The sequence below is a fragment of the Bradyrhizobium sp. USDA 327 genome (genome assembly GCF_041262065.1).
Lineage (GTDB): Bacteria > Pseudomonadota > Alphaproteobacteria > Rhizobiales > Xanthobacteraceae > Bradyrhizobium > Bradyrhizobium liaoningense.
This window is the reverse complement of sequence record NZ_JBGCCW010000001.1, coordinates 338,011-352,078: the sequence shown is the minus strand read 5'-3', so window position 1 is coordinate 352,078 and position 14,068 is coordinate 338,011. Positions and strand designations below refer to the sequence as shown.

Here is a 14,068-nt window from a genome sequence, read left to right as displayed (position 1 = left end):
GACGTCCTTTCTTGATAGAGCAAAGAGCGCAAACAGCTATCAGAGCGTGCCGTCGAGGCGATCGCGCAGCCAGTCGCCAATGAGCGAGACCGATAGCGCCATCAGCGATATGACGACTGATGGAATCATCAAAATCCAAGGAGCGCGGGCGAGATAGTCGCGGCCGTAGCCCACCATGGCGCCCAGCGATGTCGATGGCGGCTGCACGCCGAGGCCAAGAAAGCTCAAGCCGCTTTCGACCAGGATAATCTCTGGAAACGAGATGGTCGTTGATACGATCAGCGTCGCGGCCACGTTGGGAAGGATGTGGCGCCAGTAGACGTGAAGGGGACGGGCACCGAGCTGGCGGACGGCGCCGGCGTAACCTTGAGCATTGGCGCTAATCGCAAGGCCCCTGGCGATCCGCGCATAACGTTCCCATCCATGCAGCGCAAGCAGACAGATAAAGACCGCAAGCGAGTTTCCGATGAAGGCAAGCACCGCGAGCGCCAGGATCAGAAATGGCATTGTGGCCTGGAAATCGACCAGGGCCAGGATGGCTTGTTCGATCCAACCACGAAAATGAGCGGCAACAAATCCGAGCGTGGTGCCGAGCACCGCTCCGACACCAGTCGCACCAAGCCCGATGAAAGCGCTCATCTGGATGGACAAGACCAAGCGGGACAACATGTCCCGTCCAAGCTCGTCCGTGCCGAACGGATGAGCAAGCGAGCCGCCCCATCCGATCGGCGGCGACAAACGAGCTTTCAGATCGATCGCTGCCGAGTCATAGGGGATAACCAATTGCGCCAGCAAGGCGGTCGTCCCCAGAAGGAGAAGATATGCGAACGCGAGGCGGATAACGAGCGGTGTGCTTGGCGCTCGCGCGGCATTCAGCTTCGACGATAACGGTTCGGCTATGATCCTCTGCAGCATCATGCATGCCCTCCCCGCCGGATTCGCGGGTCGAGCAGGCCGTAAAGGAGGTCGACGGCAAGGTTGCAGGTCACCATGGCTACGGCGATGAGGAAGAGCACGCATTGGACAATGGGCAGATCACGACTAGCGACCGAAGACACCAGCAGCCTGCCGACTCCTGGCCATGAAAACACGCTTTCGACCAAAACCGCGCCGGCGATCAGCTGTCCGACCATGAGGCCTAAGAGCGTGACCGTCGGGATTGCCGCGTTGGGCAAAGCATGCCGGCACACGATCGAGTGGGCCGGCACGCCTTTGGCCCTTGCGGTGCGGATATAGGGCTGCTCCAGTACGTCCAGCATGGCGCTACGGGTGTAACGCGCAAGGACCGCTGCGCTGCCGGCTCCCAGCGTGAGGACCGGGAGGATGGCGTGCTGCCAACTGCGTGCACCGCCGGACGGCAGCCAAGAGAGCCAAACCGAGAAGACCAACACAAGCAGTAAACCAAGGACAAAGGAGGGGATCGTGAAGCCTGCCACCGCCACAAGCATGATGCCGCGATCGAGAACGCTGTTGCGGCGGAGCGCAGCTAAGATGCCCGCCGGAATACCGATGAACACATTCATGAAGAGCGCGGGCACTGTAAGCATAAGCGTGACAGGAACACGCTCCGCGACGACGGCAAGCGCGTCACGACCTTCGCGCATCGAATTACCGAAGCTGCCAGTAATGACATGCGCCACATAGTCCAGGAATTGTACCCAGATTGGCTGATCGAGTCCCCAAGCTTTTTGGAACGCTTCACGGGCTTGTGCCGATGCATCATTGGAGAGGATCTCTAGCGCCGGATCCCCCGACAGGCGCAGCACAATGAATGCAAAACCGACCACAACAACAATCGTGATCATTGTGCGCGCGAGCCGCGTCAGAGCAAACCAAGCCATCAATGCGCCCTCGCCAGTTGAAGCAGCTCTGGTTCGCTAACCAGGTGGCAGGCGACCTTGCGGCCAGCAACTCCGCTGTTGAGGAGCATGGGCCGCAGATGGCGGCAGGTTGGCCGAGCAAGGGGGCAGCGCGGATGGAAATCGCATCCGCCAGGGCGCTCAGTCGGGCACGGCGGATCACCCGCGAGGGTGATCCGTCGTGTCCTCGGCTTACGCGCGTCCGGCACGGCCGAGACCAAGGCACGTGTATAGGGGTGAAGCGGCGCCTGCAGGATGTCATCGGTTGCCCCCTCCTCGACGATCCGACCGAGATACATGACCGCGAGACGCTTACTGATCTGCCGCACGGCGCGAAGATCGTGGCTGATGAACACCATCGCGACCCCGAACTGATGCTGGACCTCGGCAAACAGGTTGATCACCTGAGCCTGGATCGAGACATCGAGCGCCGATATCGGCTCGTCACATACGAGCAGGTCCGGCGACGTTGCCAGGGCACGTGCGAGCACCACACGTTGTCGTTGGCCGCCCGACAATTCATGCGGCAAGCGGGTCCCATGCTCCTCGGAGAGACCCACGCGCGCCAGAAGTGTTGCCACTTGGGCCATCCGCTTCGCCGCCTTGTCAACACCATGAATGACGAGCGGCTCAGCGACCTGTTCAGCAACGGCAAGCCGCCCGTCCAGTGCTCCCAACGGATCCTGGTAGACGAGTTGCATCCTTGCGCGCAGCCGCCGCCAGGCTGCAGTTTTGCTGGGCGGCATGACGTCATTGTCAAATTTAACGAGGCCCGCATCTGGCTTTTCAAGGCCGAGCACCAGGCGTCCGAGCGTCGACTTCCCGGAACCGGATTCTCCGACCAGACCGAGCGTCTCGCCCTTGGCTAGCGAAATCGAAACCCCATCGACGGCCAACACCCGATGCCGCGGCGCGAACGGACTGCCCGATGAGGGATAGGTCTTTGCAAGACCTTGGGCCAGGAGAAGTGCATCGTTCACGCCACGATCTCCAAAGGCTTGGCGTCATCCGCCCGCACGCACGCGACCAGCCAGCCGTCGCGGTCGGTGCGGAGATCGGGTTCCAGGTGGTCGCAGATGCCGGCACGATGTCGGCATCGCGGGGCAAAGGGACAGCCTTGGTGCGGAAAGCGTCCGTTGGTGACAGCTGCCGAAATGCCGTTTAATTGCTGCAAAGGCCCATCAAAACTTGGAAGCGCCTCGAGCAAGCTGCGCGTATAAGGGTGACGTGGTGCAGCAAACAAGTGGTCGACGGGCCCGGCCTCAACAACCCGGCCGGCATACATCACATAGGCGCGGCTGCAGACCTCGGCGATCACGCCGAGATCGTGCGAAATCAAGACCAAAGCCATTTCGGTTTCACGCTGGACATCGCGCAAGAGATCGAGAATTTGCGCCTGGACAGTTACATCGAGCGCTGTGGTCGGCTCATCAGCGATCAATAAGTCAGGCCTACCGGCCAATGCCATGGCGATCATGACCCGCTGGTTCTGTCCGCCCGATAGTTCGTGGGGGTAGGATTTGAGCCGTCGCGCGGCAGAGGGAATACGGACGAGATCGAACAGGCGCGTGGCTTCGGCCCGCGCGGCCGCGCGGCCCATGCCGCGATGCAGCTGCAGGACCTCGATCACCTGGCGACCGACCGTCAGAACCGGATTGAGTGCGCTTTGGGCATCCTGGACGATCATCGCGATCCGCTTGCCGCGAATGCGCGACAGGCTTTTGCTCGACGCCCCGAGGAGCTCTTGGCCGTTCAGCCGGGCGCTCCCCGAGATCACTGCACTGGGCGGCAGTAAAGCGAGAGTGCCGAGCCAGGTCACTGACTTTCCCGATCCACTCTCTCCAATGATGCCGACGGTTTCGCCCCTGCGGATCTGAAGATCGATCGCTCGCACGGCTCTGGTTGCTCCAAAGCTGACCGACAGCTGTTCGATGCTCAGGAGCTCGCGCACACCTTGCCCCTCGTTCTGGTGCGCTAGCACGCGAGCACCACGAAAATCCCGGAGCGACCCAGTTCCGCTTCGCTGAGTCGTGTATCGCCCATCACCTGCGCAGACGGGAAGGAAACAGCAAAAGGTGCAGCCATGGGGCCACACTGCTTCAGACTTTCGGGCACGAACGATGCCATTGCAGGTTCCTTTCACATCGGCAAGATCGCTGCAAAACCGGACGGTGCTAACAAAAACAGTTACCGTTGCACAGCGATGGAGCGAGAGAACTCCAAGACCCTTCCTGCTACAGGCGCATGACACTCATCGTCTAATGAGACGCAAGCATCTAAAAATGCGATGGCAAAAAACCCTTTCCCGAAAAGCCAACCAAAAGAGTGATCTGCCGCTCAGAGAAAGGTGGTCGTATGGCGCGTACGCACACCGCTCTCGTAATCAGGGTCGAGGCTGGCAACCGCAGAGTTTTGGCAGGTGAGATCCTGTTGCCAAAGCGAACGACGCTCCTCCCATCGCTCTCCACCGCCGCTCCAAGATCGAGGCCGATCCGCGGGGCCAACGCTAGCGCATGCGCCGACCTACAGGGATGGAAGCAAAACCGGGACATCAGCGAACCGCGAACTCAAATAGCAAGGATGGTCGACGTCGCTCGTTCTGCCCCTATAAGGCGATTGATCTCGGCTATCAGTCCTTCGCATTTGTGCAGGCCCATCGGTCATGGGGCTCGCGCAAGTCATTAAATCTGGAAAGCCGATTTGGGGAGCCGCAAGGACTGGCGCGTATGACGAACACGGCTCATAGAAGTGGAATGCTACGGGTCCAGCCTTCTCGAGGTTCTCTTGCTCGGTCAGTGCAAGCAAGTCGAGGAGCGGACCGCCCCCATGGTGTCCATCAACGGCGCTGTCACGAATCGAGCTTAGGAAGCGCTATGGGACAAGTTTTACACGGCTGCACCACCACGACGGAGGCAGTCCGTCGAGCAATACAAAATAGTCAAGAGAGCCTGAGAGCCCTCGCCAAGCGCTAGGGGATCAACCAGAAGACTGTCGCGAAATCGAAGCAGCGCGGGACTGTCACCGATCTAACGACGGGCCCCAAGGAAGCCAAGTCGACTGTCCTTTCCATTGAGGAGGAGGCGATTATCGTTTCATCAACGCCTACAACTACGCGCGGAGGCTAAAGACCCTGAAGGGCCTCACGCCTTACGAATACATCTGCAAATCCTGGAATTCCCAGCCAGAATGATTCAAACTCAATCCGCTCCAGAAAATGCCAGGACTCAACACCTAGACCTGTGTCTGGCGAGAGGCGAGCGCCTGTCCCCGCTGTCTATGCCCAAGGATGAACCGTCACGTGGTGTCGGCTCTCACGGCCGGTGAGCAACCCCCGAAAAAGCTCCGTTTGGCCGGGAGCCGATCGGATTCTGCTCACCAACACAGACCTTCATATGCCGTGCGCTTTGGATTTACCGAGCATCTCTGCCCTCCCCGAAAGGCGACGCTCCACAGAACATCACCAGTTGCGCTGCGCCCGGAGCAGCAAGGTCAGTGTGCCCTGATCCTTCAGCTCGTATAGAGCGATCGGCTTGGCGATGGTTGATTGCAGCGGCAGTGTTACCACACTGCCGGTCGCGTACTTCTGATCGAGCATCGTGTAAGCTAGGTCGGCCGAGAAGGTTAAATTCTTGATCGGCGTCCAGCGTGTGATGAGGCCAAGGGCTCCGTAGTTGAAATCCGGGTTACAGCCCGCAAGGCCGCTGGATAGCGAGAGGCCTGCAACAAAGGCTCCGCAGATATAGGCTTTGGCCGTATGGTTGTATCGAACAGCTGCCCAGCCGCCATAGATCCCGGTATTCCAATATGCATTCCAATTGTGGGTGTAACCAGCTCGGAAGCCGTAAGTCGTGGTCAACTCATGTTTAGTGCCGGCCACAAAGACAGAATCAGACAGACCGGCAAGACCCAGGCTTTGATAGGCGCCGGCCATAGCTGTGCCGCCGTACATCGCGTAGGTGGTCGCCATATTCTCGTTGAAGTCGTAGCGGCTCGCACCCTTAGTATACACGCCAGACATGTTGATTGTGTCACCTGGCCCGGTCGGGATGTTCTTGATCGAGAGGGCCAACTGAGCGGCCCACCCCCATTTGTCAGCGGGATGGCCGGTCGTTTCGTCGGCACCGTTGTAAGCAGCATGGTTGTCATGTGCCGCAACGGACGCCTGGAACAGTCCCCAGGCCTGATCCACGCGCAGCATGGCAATGAAGTCTGGGGCGGCCGCACCGCCGATGTCGTTGCCACCATACGCACCCGTCGCGAGCCCAGCTGAGGTCGCAGCGGTCACGTTCCAGACGCTAGTTGTGGCATGAGCGACTTGATCCTGAGCCGAGAAAGACGCGGTAATGCCTTGGCCGAAATCTGCTGTATAAGTGAACTGGTTGACGCCTGTGACCCATCCGGTGCCGCCTGGCAGATCATCGTAATTGTTCGCGGGATAGTTCGTCCAAGGCACCGAGAACTGCGAGATCGCCTTTCCCACGGTGAACCCGGCGAACTGAATGAAGGCTGAGTAGACGCCGAGGGTACCGGCGGCGATGCCACCTGGGCTGGCGTTGTTTGGCCCCTGAACACCGCCGATCGACGCGTAAACGGTCGCACCCGTTCCGGCGCCGCTGTAGGTTCCATCCGTCCAGGTTAGCCCTGTCTCGAAGAAAGTGCGAAGCGTGCCATATTCGGTCGCCGTTCGTGTATCGATATTCAAATCTCCTCGGGAGCGCGACGTATAGGCATTACTGAGGCGCGTCCGGGCGCCCGCCACTCCATTGTAAGCCGGATCGAAATCACTGTTGCTATTCACGACCAAGTCAGTGCGCAGGTAACCGCCGAGTTTGACGCAGGTGTCCGTGCCTGGAATGTAATAGAAGCCAGCGCCATATAACGAGCAGACCTTCACGTACGCGACCGTTTTGTCCCTCAGCGGCAGGTCCGCCGCTTGTGTGCCGCTCCACTCCGCCAATCCTGCGGCAAAGCTGAGAATACCTAACGCAGTCCTGTAGTTAGAATGAGAATACTTACGCCCGAACGTCATTGCCTCTCTCCTTGCCAGCCTTTGTGGCCCGCCCAAGTAGCGTCGGGGAACAACCGTTCGGTGACACGCATCGAATAATGCGATCGAACCCTCCAATTCGATGATGCTTATAGGTAGGTTATAATCAGTGGTTTGATGGCCATCCAAATGGCTGCCTTCGCGGATGGTCGCCGAAAGAACGTCTCAAGGACTGACTGTGCGAACCGCGTGCGCGCCTGGTATGGCAGCGGCGCCGAGAAACAGTCCGATCTGCTCCAACCGCCCAGCGAAATCAGGATTCGAAGCTCCGGGCTCTGCTGCTTCAATTCGGCGAGCTCAGCGAATTGCCACTGATGGAATTAAGGCGCAGTTCTGTCGCAGCAGTCGATATGACCGCCGTATCGACGCTCAGCCGACAGGGCTGATCGTATCGGCGGCGCGATCCAAAGCGGGGACGGGCCCTTCTTGAGAACGGACGTTCTAGGAAGGACCTGAGTCCGGGTCTCATTCGGCTTATGCACCTGCCTAGCTGACGCCAGCCGAATCCGGAAAATCGATGATCCTGTCCGCGTTTAAGGTGTCCTTCCACGGGGGCGCGCAGTGCAACGAAGGCAGCACCCACGACGGACGATTTCCATAACGCAACACCAGTATTTTGCCGCATTCGAGAAAGGATCTCTTTAGTCAATCAATAGAGACCGCCAAACGCCTACAGGAGACCGGGACAAAGCGAAGTTTTTCGCATCAATCGCCACGTTCGCCGTTGCGACACCAACATCCTGCGGACCAACAATCGGCCATGCGCCGCTTTGACCGTCAGCGCGCTATGGCTACGCATTACCGCGACTCTCCCGTTGCTAGAACTGATAGGAGAACCCGGTTCGCAATTCAGGTACCCTACACCAGCTGTGCTTGGCACGACCTAACCGCATTAGCCTATGCGGCCGCCACGAAGATGATCCTTGATGTCATTCCATCATGCGCAGTATAAGTCGCCTGGTGAGCCCCGTTCGCGTGACTCCGCCCCACGGATTGTTCTCGTTGGCCGAGATCGGGCCGGTAACTGGGTCGCCTGCGAACGACGGGGCGCGTTTGGCGGCTTCTTTATCAGCCGCACCCAAGCTCTGAGATATGCTCTCTTCGAGAACGGCGGCCATCCGGAGTGCATCATCGAGGTAACGCGTGCAATTGAACTCGATTTTCGGACGCCACAGCCCGAACAGTAGGACGCTCCGCGGCGTCATGCGCTCCGCTACGGGCGAACTCGTATAGTATTATCAGAAGAGCTTTCAGGACGGCCCCGATGCTTTGCTCTCGAACCCTTCCGCACATCACCACGGTGTTGAGCTAAAGCGCAGATCGGCTTCGCCGGCTCAACTCCCGACCCGGAGATCCCGCTTTTCTCTTAGTGTCACCTACCATTTCGAGCAATTGATCGAGATGACAGAAGCACATCATTTGTCGAGCGATGAACGTTGATCTATCGTCGCGCGGCAGTCTGCACCGGCGCCTGGCCGGCGTGGTGTCGTCCGCCGTGAAGAACGCGGACGAGCGCTGATTTAAGCGATCTTTTGTGGCAGGACGGTTTCAGCCAACGCCCGGATGATGACGCGCAAAAGCTCTGCGAGCCATCGTAGGAGCAGGCCGAAGTTGTAGCCGGCAGCGGCGAGGACGGCGTTGATGCGGTCGCCGAGGCGTCCCTTGAGATAGTTTCGATCCATGCGGTGCTCGGCCTTGATGTGGCCGATGACGGGCTCGACAGCCGCGCGACGCTTCATCTCGCGACGGATGGAAGCCGTGACGCGACGAACCTGACCAGAGATCCAGACCCTGAACCGATGCGGGTGGTTGTGACCGCGGTACCCTTTGTCGACGTGGATGCGACGAGCCTCCACGCCGGTCAGCTTCTCCATGTCGGCGATCACGGGGCCGAGCGTGTGGCCGTCGAAGGGATTGCCGTGCAGCGCTTTGGCATGGAGCACGAACTGTCCGCCCTTCGGAGACGTCACGGGGGTGGCGATACTGATCTTGCAGCCGAACTCGTAAGGCGCGCGGGCTTTGCCTTTGCCGATGCACTCGACCTCCGGCGCATGTAATGCATAGACCTTGGGGCCGCGCTGATGCTGATCCTGGCTGCGCACCTGCTGCGCTAAACCGAGCAGCGGGCCGAAGCGAGCTTCCAGCACCGCATCGCCATCAATCTTGCGGCGGATGTCGCGGATGATCCGGCCAAGCCGTGTCCGCAGGAACTTGAGCTGGCGCCGGGCGCGTTTGAACTGGTGGGCGTGGGTATAGCGGCCGACCATGATGGCGGCGCGCTTGGCCAGGCGCAGATAGCTCTGGCGCAGCGGCACACGGTTGCGCTTGGCGAGCCCGACGAGCTTGATGATGGCCCGATGCATCAGCCGCGCGTCGGTCGGGTGCGCAACTGCCTTGGGCTGCACCGTGGTATCGACCACCACCCGCTCCAGGTCCTTAGGGCCGATGGCGCCAGTCTTGTGCGCCACCGACAGACTTTCCTGGATGAGCGCGACGAGTTGCTCCTCGCCGAGCCGCTGGCGCCAGCGTGTCATCGACGATCGATCGAACGGCAAACGGTGGCAGAAGCTCAACTCGCCACAGAAGTATTGGTAGTAGGGATTCTCAATCCACCGGGCGCACAGCGCCTCATCTGACAGATTGTGCATGTGCTTCAGGATGAACAGGCCGGCGACAAGCCGCGTCGGCAGGCCTGGCTGCCCCGGACCGGCCTGGCACACCGAACCAAAGCGGTCATCCAGAAACTTCCAGTCGATCAGCGCCGCCAACCGCACCAGCGGGTGGCCCATGTCGAGGATTTGATCAAGCGCCGGAAGCAACAGGTCCTTCTGGCGATCGTCCCGCGGTTTGCTCATCGCCGTTCCCAATGCCGATGACCCGCGGTCAGGGAATCACGAATCGCGCGAAAGCAAAATCCCAAAACGCAAGAATGCGCGGCCCGACACCCGGCTTTCCTGCAAAATCGAATACTTTATCGAGACAACTTCTGCCTATCTCTCAGGCCGATCTGCATTCTTCACGAACGACGGTGTCGCCTTGCTGCATCAGCACGCATCCGCACCGAACGCAAACAACCCAATCGCTGATCTTTCGGCGATTAACTGCCTTCTTCCACAGCCTGTAGCCGCCGACCGGAACAGCTTCACGACATGAGCCTTCATGGTACGGCAGGCTGACGGGCAACCATTGATCACTTAGCTGTCAGCTCATGTTTTACGATCCGACTTACTATTGATGTCGAGAGCTCTTCAACTTTGATTCGATTGAACCGACGTGCACGCGTGATTTGGACTAGCGCTCAGGATTCGTGTGCTTGTCTTTGCTCTTGTAACGGAGCAACTCACGATAACCGCCCGCATGAGGCGCAGCCCCACCTTAACCAGGCGAATGGACCGGCTGCGCAGATCGTGTGTTTTCCCGCCTCGGTAATGCGAGCTTTGCCAAAAAATGCCTACCGCGATGTTGCGATGGCTGTTGCCTTCCAGCCACCCATCCACTGCACGCAAAGCGAGAATGTGCCGGGTGTCGCGTTCCGATTGATCGACTAAGAGGGGACGATCCAACGGGACGCTGTTCGAGTGCCAACCCGAAACGATGTGCAGCTTGTAAACGGATGGCGAAGTTGCGGTCGAGCGGCAAGTCGAACACGATCATTGTTCCACTCGGCGGGAGTTCTGTTAGCCAAAGCCGATGCTTCGCTCCACCGAGTGGCACGACAGCATGCCATCCGGCCGGTGCTTCACGCAACTCGCTGCCTGTCAGGTCGGCGAAATCAAGGTATACACGGCTTAGACACCATCGAGCCGACCGCCGTGTGGACGATCAGCACGCTCGACGGCGCCTCAGGCGACCAGAAAACAGCCTGTTTGTCGAAAGTCTTCCGGATCAGCCGGAAAACGTCAGTCCCCAGTTACGCCGGAAGTGGTCCGTCGTGCTGGACCGTTTGCTCCTGTGCAGAGTCCTGAAGTCTTTTTGATAGTCGTGGTCGCGGCGTAGCCACTCCCACGCTATGTCGGCCGCTTCTGCCCGCTTGACTTCGTGGTATGCGCACTTTGATCTCCAGTCGGCAGCATGGCACTATTTCCCCGCATGTCCGAATGCACGTGCAAAAGAAACTGCGCGGTCGTGACGATTTATGGCTGCACAGCCACAAACCGTTCAAGATTGATGCGTTTTGGCGATGGAACAATCAACTTCAGCGATTTGAAAAGGACCCACCTCGGCTTCGGAACTGTCACTCTTCCTTCTCGGCAATTCGGTGCGGGCGATCGCGATTACTTCGGCGTGCCCTACCAACAGGCTGGTGGTGCGCGAATACGAGGAAATGAGGCATTGGCCGTGCCTCGCGCACCACGCGATCCCCAACTGTCCGCGAACCGACACTGGGCATTCTTGCTTTCGTTTCCGCCCAACCGAGCTCCGGACTGGTATGGCTCCCCTAAGCCTCAGTCCGAGGTTAATCGGTTATGCCGAAGCGTAAACTGGGACGGAATGCTAGTCGACCAGGCGCCAGCGACGCCTGCGACGATTCTTGATCACTGCTTCCAGCTCGTGATGGGCGCCCTTGTGCCTCGATAACCGCCCGATCGACGGATGATGGCTTTAACACGCCCGCTCACGGATGACACCGAAGCACACATCTGGTCACCAGCGAAGGGCGGCCTGGATTGGATTTGATGCTGCGTATCCGAATGTGTAACCAGCAAGACCATCGTGGCAGGCGCCGCGGCAAAGCATTGGTCCAGGACGCGCAAGTGACACTATTGCGCACACATGCAGCGGCGGAACATGCCCCCTCCGTCTCAGCCAAGTTCCTGCGGATTTGACGCAACGATCTAGGGTCCAGTCAACTACCAAACCTCGCAATTGATTCACATGACAGATGGATGTCATCTTCACTGCACGAACGTCGGCCGATCAAGCGAGGAATTTGGCATGCAAGATCAATCCCAATCAGTTCTCGCCAATCGTCCAGATCATTCCGCTGATTCTTCAGTTGCAGAAATGTTGCGGGCCGAGGTCTGCTCCAGCAGCCAACTCTCGTTCCTTATGGAAGCACATGACGGCCTCTCCGCCGCGATCGCCGAGCGCGCGGGCTTCAAAGGGCTCTGGGCATCTGGTCTGTCGATCGCGTGCTCGCTCGGTTACCGTGACGCGAACGAAGCGTCCTGGAGCCAACTCGCCGACGTAGTCGAGCGGATCGTGGACTCGAGCCGACTGCCTGTCCTCGTCGACGGTGATGGAGGCTTCGGTAACTTCAACAATGCTCGTCTGCTGGCACGCAAACTCCATCAACGGGGTGCAGCCGGTGTCGCGCTGGAGGACAGCTGCTTTCCCAAGATGAATTCGTTTGTTGGCGATCGACATCCGCTCGCCGAAGTCAACGAATTCTCCGGCCGTCTGCGCGCGGTGAAGGATGCATTGGCCGAAGACTTCGTTCTTGTGGCCCGCATCGAGGCACTGATTGGTGGTAAAGGGATGGACCAGGCCATTATGCGCGCTCACGCTTACGCGGACGCCGGAGCCGACGCGATCCTCATTCACTCGCGAAGGAATGCCGCAGATGAGATCGTTGCGTTCGCACGCGCTTGGCAGAACAAGTTGCCTCTCGTGATCGTTCCCACGAAATATTATCGAACACCAGCCTCTGTGTATCGCGAAGCTCGCATCTCCACAGTGATCTGGGCCAATCACTCGATGCGAGCGGCAATGGCAGCAATGGGGCAAGTCTGTCGTCGTATTATGACCGAGGAAAACACTGCGAGCATTGAGCCTGGTATCGCGACCCTTGATGAGGTCTTTGAATTGCTAAGATATGACGAATTGGCACGAGCGGAAGCTCGATATCTGCCTGGGCAGCGATGCGGGGCTTTTCATTCAGACGGCGGCATCGATTTTGTAGGGGGCTGACATGAAAGGTTCGCCTCGCAGCGCCAATCGTGACATGCCGGGTTAAAGGAGAGCGCACATGCTGGCGGAGCGAACAGCCCTGTTCAAACACTCGGACAGAGCTGCGGCATGGACCGCGGCCAAAGCGGCTATCTTGAGCGCCGAGCAGATCATCGATCTGACCGCTGAAGAGATCCGGAGTGATCTACCGCCGATGGTGCGCGAGGGCACCATCATCGCGATCAATCGCAGTATCAACCGCGACACTGAGACAGGCGCCCCGACGGAGCTCCGAGAGGCGATCGCTCGCAGAATTTCCTCCGAGACTGGTCAACCCTGGTCAATGGATGAAGTCGCAGTTACGAACGGCTCCAGCCACGCTCTCTTCAGCGCAGCTATGGTGCTTCTGAATCCGAAAGATGAGGTGCTCATCCCCGTTCCGCATTGGACTTCTTTCCCCGCGCAGGTTCTCTTGGCAGGCGGAGTTCCGATTTTCATCGAGACCAGGGACAACAATTACGTGCCGAAGCCTTCAGATCTCGCTGCGGCAGTTACGTCAAGGACTAAAGCGATCGTTGTCAACACCCCGAACAATCCGACAGGCACGATTTACGACCGCGAAACTCTTACTGAAATTGCGCAGCTTGCGGCTGAGCGGGATCTCTGGATTGTGTTCGATGAATGCTATGGGGCTTTCGCCCATGCTCCACACACCCATCATCCGATTGTGTCGGTCGCTCCTGCGGCGCGTCGTCGCACGCTAATCGTTAATTCGTTCTCCAAATCCCTCGCCCTGAGCGGCTGGCAGATTGGTTATCTCGCCGGCCCCAAATGCGTTATAAGCGCCGCGCTGGCGCTACAACGCGATACGGCCTGCAACCCAGATGTTCTTTCCCAACATGCACTGCTCCATCATTTGGATTCGGGTGATGACGTCTTCCAACAAAAACTTCAACGTCAGGTCAGCGAGGCGCGAACGCTTGGGCTCTCGGTTCTTTCGACCCTGAAGTCGATCCCGCAACCTGCAGCTCAAGGCGGATTCCACTTCTATCTAGATATCAAAGGGTGGCGGCAAAGCACCAAGGGACCAGGCCCCGAATTCAACGCCGATGACGTCGTTGACGTATTGCTGATGGACGCTGGTGTCGCGGCAGCTTCGGGCACGATCTTTGGCGATTCAGACGGGGTCCGGCTCTCCTATGGAATTGACCTTGGCTCGCTCGACAAGGGCTTGCGGCGTTTGTCCGCAACTCTAAACACGTGGCATTGAAGT

General features: G+C 59.0%; 11 protein-coding genes and 4 pseudogenes. 5 read left to right on the top strand and 10 right to left on the bottom strand.

Features of this window, described 5'->3' with window-relative positions; translation table 11 throughout:
- Window positions 1–39: 39 nt before the first annotated feature.
- Genes ABIA42_RS01575 through ABIA42_RS01555 form a run of 5 tightly spaced genes read right to left on the bottom strand, consistent with a single transcriptional unit; the run spans window position 40 to window position 3,986 of the window.
- Window positions 40–918, bottom strand: coding sequence for an ABC transporter permease (locus tag ABIA42_RS01575; RefSeq protein WP_370115726.1), 879 nt, complete (start codon window positions 916–918; stop codon window positions 40–42).
- Window positions 915–1,841: an ABC transporter permease gene (locus ABIA42_RS01570; RefSeq protein WP_370115728.1), complete on the bottom strand. Its 927-nt coding sequence runs from the start codon at window positions 1,839–1,841 to the stop codon at window positions 915–917. Before ABIA42_RS01570 ends, ABIA42_RS01575 begins: the two co-directional genes overlap by 4 nt.
- The gene (locus tag ABIA42_RS01565; RefSeq protein WP_370115729.1) at window positions 1,841–2,839 is read right to left on the bottom strand and encodes an ABC transporter ATP-binding protein; all 999 of its coding nucleotides are present in this window, start codon (window positions 2,837–2,839) and stop codon (window positions 1,841–1,843) included. The genes ABIA42_RS01570 and ABIA42_RS01565 overlap by 1 nt, the downstream gene beginning before the upstream one ends.
- A complete protein-coding gene (locus ABIA42_RS01560; protein WP_370115731.1) occupies window positions 2,836–3,810 on the bottom strand; it encodes an ABC transporter ATP-binding protein in 975 nt (324 codons plus the stop codon). The genes ABIA42_RS01565 and ABIA42_RS01560 overlap by 4 nt, the downstream gene beginning before the upstream one ends.
- A 23-nt stretch (window positions 3,811–3,833) precedes the next feature.
- Entirely contained in the window at window positions 3,834–3,986 is a 153-nt protein-coding gene (locus tag ABIA42_RS01555) for a hypothetical protein (protein ID WP_370115733.1), read from the bottom strand.
- 746 nt (window positions 3,987–4,732) lie between these two features.
- On the opposite strand from ABIA42_RS01555, the pseudogene ABIA42_RS01550 reads away from it, so the two are divergent.
- Both ABIA42_RS01550 and ABIA42_RS01545 read left to right on the top strand, forming a co-directional pair.
- Window positions 4,733–4,954: pseudogene (locus tag ABIA42_RS01550) on the top strand (IS481 family transposase); the annotation flags it as partial.
- Window positions 4,951–5,049 (top strand): annotated as a pseudogene (locus ABIA42_RS01545) (IS3 family transposase); the annotation flags it as partial. The pseudogenes ABIA42_RS01550 and ABIA42_RS01545, both read left to right, overlap by 4 nt.
- A 267-nt stretch (window positions 5,050–5,316) precedes the next feature.
- On the opposite strand, the gene ABIA42_RS01540 reads toward ABIA42_RS01545, so the two are convergent.
- The 3 genes and pseudogenes from ABIA42_RS01540 to ABIA42_RS01530 all read right to left on the bottom strand — a co-directional run bounded on the left by ABIA42_RS01540 (window position 5,317) and on the right by ABIA42_RS01530 (window position 9,761).
- Complete coding sequence (locus tag ABIA42_RS01540; protein WP_370115734.1) at window positions 5,317–6,888, bottom strand: porin; 1,572 nt, start codon at window positions 6,886–6,888, stop codon at window positions 5,317–5,319.
- A 107-nt stretch (window positions 6,889–6,995) separates the two neighbouring features.
- A pseudogene (locus ABIA42_RS01535) lies at window positions 6,996–7,202 on the bottom strand (hypothetical protein); the annotation flags it as partial.
- 1,224 nt (window positions 7,203–8,426) lie between these two features.
- Window positions 8,427–9,761, bottom strand: coding sequence for an IS5 family transposase (locus ABIA42_RS01530; RefSeq protein ID WP_370115736.1), 1,335 nt, complete (start codon window positions 9,759–9,761; stop codon window positions 8,427–8,429).
- Here ABIA42_RS01530 and ABIA42_RS01525 point away from each other — a divergent pair.
- Window positions 9,754–10,059, top strand: coding sequence for a hypothetical protein (locus tag ABIA42_RS01525; protein ID WP_370115738.1), 306 nt, complete (start codon window positions 9,754–9,756; stop codon window positions 10,057–10,059). The genes ABIA42_RS01530 and ABIA42_RS01525 overlap by 8 nt on opposite strands.
- A 95-nt stretch (window positions 10,060–10,154) precedes the next feature.
- Here ABIA42_RS01525 and ABIA42_RS01520 read toward each other — a convergent pair whose 3' ends face one another.
- Entirely contained in the window at window positions 10,155–10,403 is a 249-nt protein-coding gene (locus ABIA42_RS01520) for a hypothetical protein (RefSeq protein ID WP_368731219.1), read from the bottom strand.
- 388 nt (window positions 10,404–10,791) lie between these two features.
- Window positions 10,792–10,962 (bottom strand): annotated as a pseudogene (locus tag ABIA42_RS01515) (transcriptional regulator domain-containing protein); the annotation flags it as partial.
- Between the two features lie 948 nt (window positions 10,963–11,910).
- Between ABIA42_RS01515 and aepX the strand changes: the two are divergent.
- Window positions 11,911–12,816 (top strand): phosphoenolpyruvate mutase, encoded by a 906-nt coding sequence (gene aepX / locus ABIA42_RS01510; RefSeq protein ID WP_370123673.1) that lies wholly within the window; start codon window positions 11,911–11,913, stop codon window positions 12,814–12,816.
- Window positions 12,817–12,874: 58 nt separating this feature from the next.
- Entirely contained in the window at window positions 12,875–14,065 is a 1,191-nt protein-coding gene (locus tag ABIA42_RS01505; protein ID WP_370115740.1) for a pyridoxal phosphate-dependent aminotransferase, read from the top strand.
- Window positions 14,066–14,068 lie beyond the last annotated feature (3 nt).

Coding starts and splice junctions, on each gene's coding strand:
- ABIA42_RS01505 (WP_370115740.1), top strand. CDS start 12,875: ATGCTGGCGGAGCGAACAGCCCTGTTCAAACACTCGGACAGAGCTGCG.
- aepX (WP_370123673.1), top strand. CDS start 11,911: ATGTTGCGGGCCGAGGTCTGCTCCAGCAGCCAACTCTCGTTCCTTATG.
- ABIA42_RS01555 (WP_370115733.1), bottom strand. CDS start 3,986: ATGGCATCGTTCGTGCCCGAAAGTCTGAAGCAGTGTGGCCCCATGGCT.
- ABIA42_RS01575 (WP_370115726.1), bottom strand. CDS start 918: ATGATGCTGCAGAGGATCATAGCCGAACCGTTATCGTCGAAGCTGAAT.
- ABIA42_RS01570 (WP_370115728.1), bottom strand. CDS start 1,841: ATGGCTTGGTTTGCTCTGACGCGGCTCGCGCGCACAATGATCACGATT.
- ABIA42_RS01540 (WP_370115734.1), bottom strand. CDS start 6,888: ATGACGTTCGGGCGTAAGTATTCTCATTCTAACTACAGGACTGCGTTA.
- ABIA42_RS01530 (WP_370115736.1), bottom strand. CDS start 9,761: ATGAGCAAACCGCGGGACGATCGCCAGAAGGACCTGTTGCTTCCGGCG.